5 protein-coding genes and 1 rRNA gene are annotated in these 3,159 nt (G+C 39.6%); 1 reads left to right on the forward strand and 5 read right to left on the reverse strand.

Annotation, left to right across the window (positions count from 1 at the left end):
• Nucleotides 1-472: 472 nt before the first annotated feature.
• Nucleotides 473-952: a PTS glucose transporter subunit IIA gene (locus tag RTX25_RS14370; protein WP_312654601.1), complete on the forward strand. Its 480-nt coding sequence runs from the start codon at nt 473-475 to the stop codon at nt 950-952.
• Nucleotides 953-1,031: 79 nt separating this feature from the next.
• On the opposite strand, the gene RTX25_RS14375 is transcribed toward RTX25_RS14370, so the two are convergent.
• The 5 genes from RTX25_RS14375 to rrf form a co-directional block, all read right to left on the reverse strand.
• Nucleotides 1,032-1,535: a bifunctional class I SAM-dependent methyltransferase/GNAT family N-acetyltransferase gene (locus RTX25_RS14375; protein ID WP_312654602.1), complete on the reverse strand. Its 504-nt coding sequence runs from the start codon at nt 1,533-1,535 to the stop codon at nt 1,032-1,034.
• A gap of 48 nt (nt 1,536-1,583) precedes the next feature.
• Nucleotides 1,584-1,832 (reverse strand): histidine phosphatase family protein, encoded by a 249-nt coding sequence (locus tag RTX25_RS14380; RefSeq protein ID WP_312654605.1) that lies wholly within the window; start codon nt 1,830-1,832, stop codon nt 1,584-1,586.
• On the reverse strand, nt 1,811-2,215 hold the full coding sequence (locus RTX25_RS14385; protein WP_312654603.1) for a histidine phosphatase family protein: 405 nt from the start codon (nt 2,213-2,215) through the stop codon (nt 1,811-1,813). The genes RTX25_RS14380 and RTX25_RS14385 overlap by 22 nt, the downstream gene beginning before the upstream one ends.
• Before the next feature lie 63 nt (nt 2,216-2,278).
• Nucleotides 2,279-2,749: a GNAT family N-acetyltransferase gene (locus tag RTX25_RS14390; protein ID WP_312654604.1), complete on the reverse strand. Its 471-nt coding sequence runs from the start codon at nt 2,747-2,749 to the stop codon at nt 2,279-2,281.
• Nucleotides 2,750-2,947: 198 nt separating this feature from the next.
• Nucleotides 2,948-3,065 (reverse strand): 5S ribosomal RNA (gene rrf, locus RTX25_RS14395).
• Between the last annotated feature and the right edge of the window lie 94 nt (nt 3,066-3,159).

Consider the following 3,159-nt stretch of genomic DNA (forward strand, 5'->3'; position numbering starts at 1 on the left):
TCATCACTTGTCTCAAGCGACTTGTCTATAATATCACGCCAGGAATTGTCGGTGTTTATACACAATTCATTATAAAGAGAATAACTCTTCATATCTACTACTTTCATCTATTTGCTCTATAACCCTCGTAATGATACACACGGTGTTGTTTATGGAATGTTCTTTTCTGACAGCTGATTTTATGGCCATAAAAGGACTCTTTCCCGCATTATGCATTGTTAATTTCTGTCAATGTTCGTATTGGGTTCCAGCATTAAAACCTGTTTATATTTATCATTGTCTTCCAATCCTTTCATTATTATCCAGATTATGCTGAACACATTTCTTTACAGGATGTTCATCTGGAGATACACCCAGGCAATTGCAATATCGATCGAATAAATGTAGAATGGGATAAACAGGTAATTCGCTGTTCATCGAATCTATGTGGTTATGATGGAATAAAGCGTTTAGTATTGAAGGAGTGAATATAATGTTTGGAAAGTTTAAGAAAGAACAATCCCTAGTAGCACCTGTATCAGGTAGAACCATAGATATCAAAGAGGTACCAGATGCAGTCTTTGCAGAAAAAATGGCTGGAGACGGTCTGGCAATTGACCCTACCGGCGACACTTTTGTCGCACCTGCAGATGGTGAACTGACAATGCTGTTCGGAACGAAGCACGCATACGGTATGACACTAGATAAGGGAGTTCAGGTACTGGTCCATATCGGTCTGGATACTGTATCTCTTAATGGTGAAGGTTTCACTGCTCTTAAGGAACAGGGAGACCGAGTGAAGAAGGGTGAACCTATTGTTCGAATCGACAGAGACTTTATAAAGTCTAAAGGATTCTCATTAATTACACCGGTTATCTTTACCGACATGGATGTTCTTAAAAGCTTCGAGCCTCACGTAGGTATTGATGTTGAAGCGGGAGTCACTCCAGTTCTGACTTATAAGTCAAAATAGAAAAGACAAAATTACCCACCATGTTTTGGACATGGTGGGTTTCGTTTTAGACTTTTATAAGCTACTAAAGGTTATTTTATTATAATCGCTTCTCATACCTTATTTCTATAAATATCTTTCCGAGTGTAATTTCCTTTTCTGTTCCATCCTGCAAAAATCCGGTTTTTTCATAAAACACTCTTGCTGAATGATTGTCCTTTAAAACCCAGAGGCACACTTTCTCATACCCCTGTTTCATCAGTTCTTCTGTACCCCACTTCATCAGTTCATATCCAATACCCATATTCCAGAATTCCGGCTTAAGATAGATTCCCCATATTTCACCATAGTCTTCACTTCTGTCTTGATCCCGACATTTTCCAATACAGATCATTCCTGCGGGTTCGCCATCCTTATATATAATTGCATCCTGCTCCCACCCTTCAGCTAGAGCCTTTTCGAAATACTTCTCTCTTTTTTCTGGAGATATATTCTTCAGAATATCATCAGGAACAATTCCCTGGTATGCTTCTTTCCAGGATGCAGCATGGATTTCCCCAAGTATTCTGGCATCGGATACATCCGCATATTCTACTTTATACATTAATCCACCTCAATCACAATATCATTGTGCCGTATCTACACTGCTGTCCTACAAGGCTCCATCGTCAAAGTGGGAATAGGACATGTCACTCAGTCTTCTGATCGTGTGTCGCCCATCATCTGTGATGTGCATTATAGAAACCCCTGCTACCATTCCGAAAAGTTCTCCTTTATTAAGTGCTTCGACATCTAAACCAAGAAACATTGTATTAATAACACTTAATATATCTCCGTGAGAAACGATGATCAAAGTAGCAGTCTCTTCATCACTAATAATCACATCAAAGAAACCTTCCAGCCTGTTCCATACATCCCTTCTGGATTCCGCATCTCTGAAAACATCCTGTCGTCTACAGTCTTTTCCTTACGCTCCATATTTTCTCTTAACCACTGAACGGACTTCCCCACAGCAATTCCTAAGTTTCTCTCACGTAAATTCTCTCTTATAATCACTTTCAATCCTAAATGGTGCGCAATAATATCTGCAGTATGCTTTGCTCTTAAAAGATCTGAAGAATAGATTTTCACTTCTTCACCCTCTAGTTCTTCTGCGAGATTAACACCAATATTTTCAGCCTGCCTAATCCCCTTCTCTGTAATATCCCAGTCCGTCCATGAACCTACCATTGCGTTAGTATGGTGAATAGACTGAGTGTGCTGCACAGTAATGATTTTCTTCATTAATTCATCCTCCTGTCAGACTGCTAGTGATTCCTCTGATGAAGTTCTCTTCAACTAAACCCGTTACCGATTTTTCTTTTCTTTTTTCATAAAATAGTTGATCAGTTCTACACCTTCTCTGATCACTGTATTCTTATATAGTACTTTATATCCCTTCTTCTCAAAAAAAGGTTTGGCTGTTATCGAAGAAAAAGTGGTGAAGCCTGGAACATCTTGAAAGACAGCTTCATTTTCCAATGCTTCCAGGATGTGAGCAGCCACTCCTTTTCTCTGGTGGTCTTTGTGGACATACAGGTGATCAAGATACCCTTGTCTGTCCATATCACCAAACCCGACAATAATTCCATTCTCATCGGCAACAATTGTCACATTCTCTTTGAGCGAATTATCCCATTTAACAAGCTCTTCACGGCCTGTGGCCCAGACATTCAGCTGTACCTTCTCATAATCTCTCGCATTGACAGTATGGACGGTTTCCTGAAACAGCTTTATTATTTCTTCGCAGTCCTTAGAATCATAAGGTCTTAGTTTCATTCTCTGCACCTCCTGGTATTAGTGGGAATCAGTTCTCTTCATCATATACTATTAATATTATACATAGTCATATCAGCAAATTATACTATTTATTTTACTAGGCATCTACGGTATTTTCTCTTCTATTATATAGCTAACTTTTGATCTGTTGTTTTTCCACGCAAAAAAAGCTCCAGGCATTACGCTTGGAGCTTCTGTAACTGGCGACGACCTACTTTCCCACAGGGCCTCCCCTGCAGTATCATGGGCTCTAAAAGGCTTAACCGTCGTGTTCGGAATGGGAACGGGTGTAACCCTAAAAGATATAGACACCAGATTGTGATGAACGTAAGGGTTCATCTCTGAAGTGAACATGATGTTCCTTCAAAACTGCATGTGGAGAGAGTAAAGAATGATACCGGAGCATCTTT

It is taken from the genome of Proteiniclasticum sp. (assembly GCF_032054185.1).
Lineage (GTDB): Bacteria > Bacillota > Clostridia > Clostridiales > Clostridiaceae > Proteiniclasticum.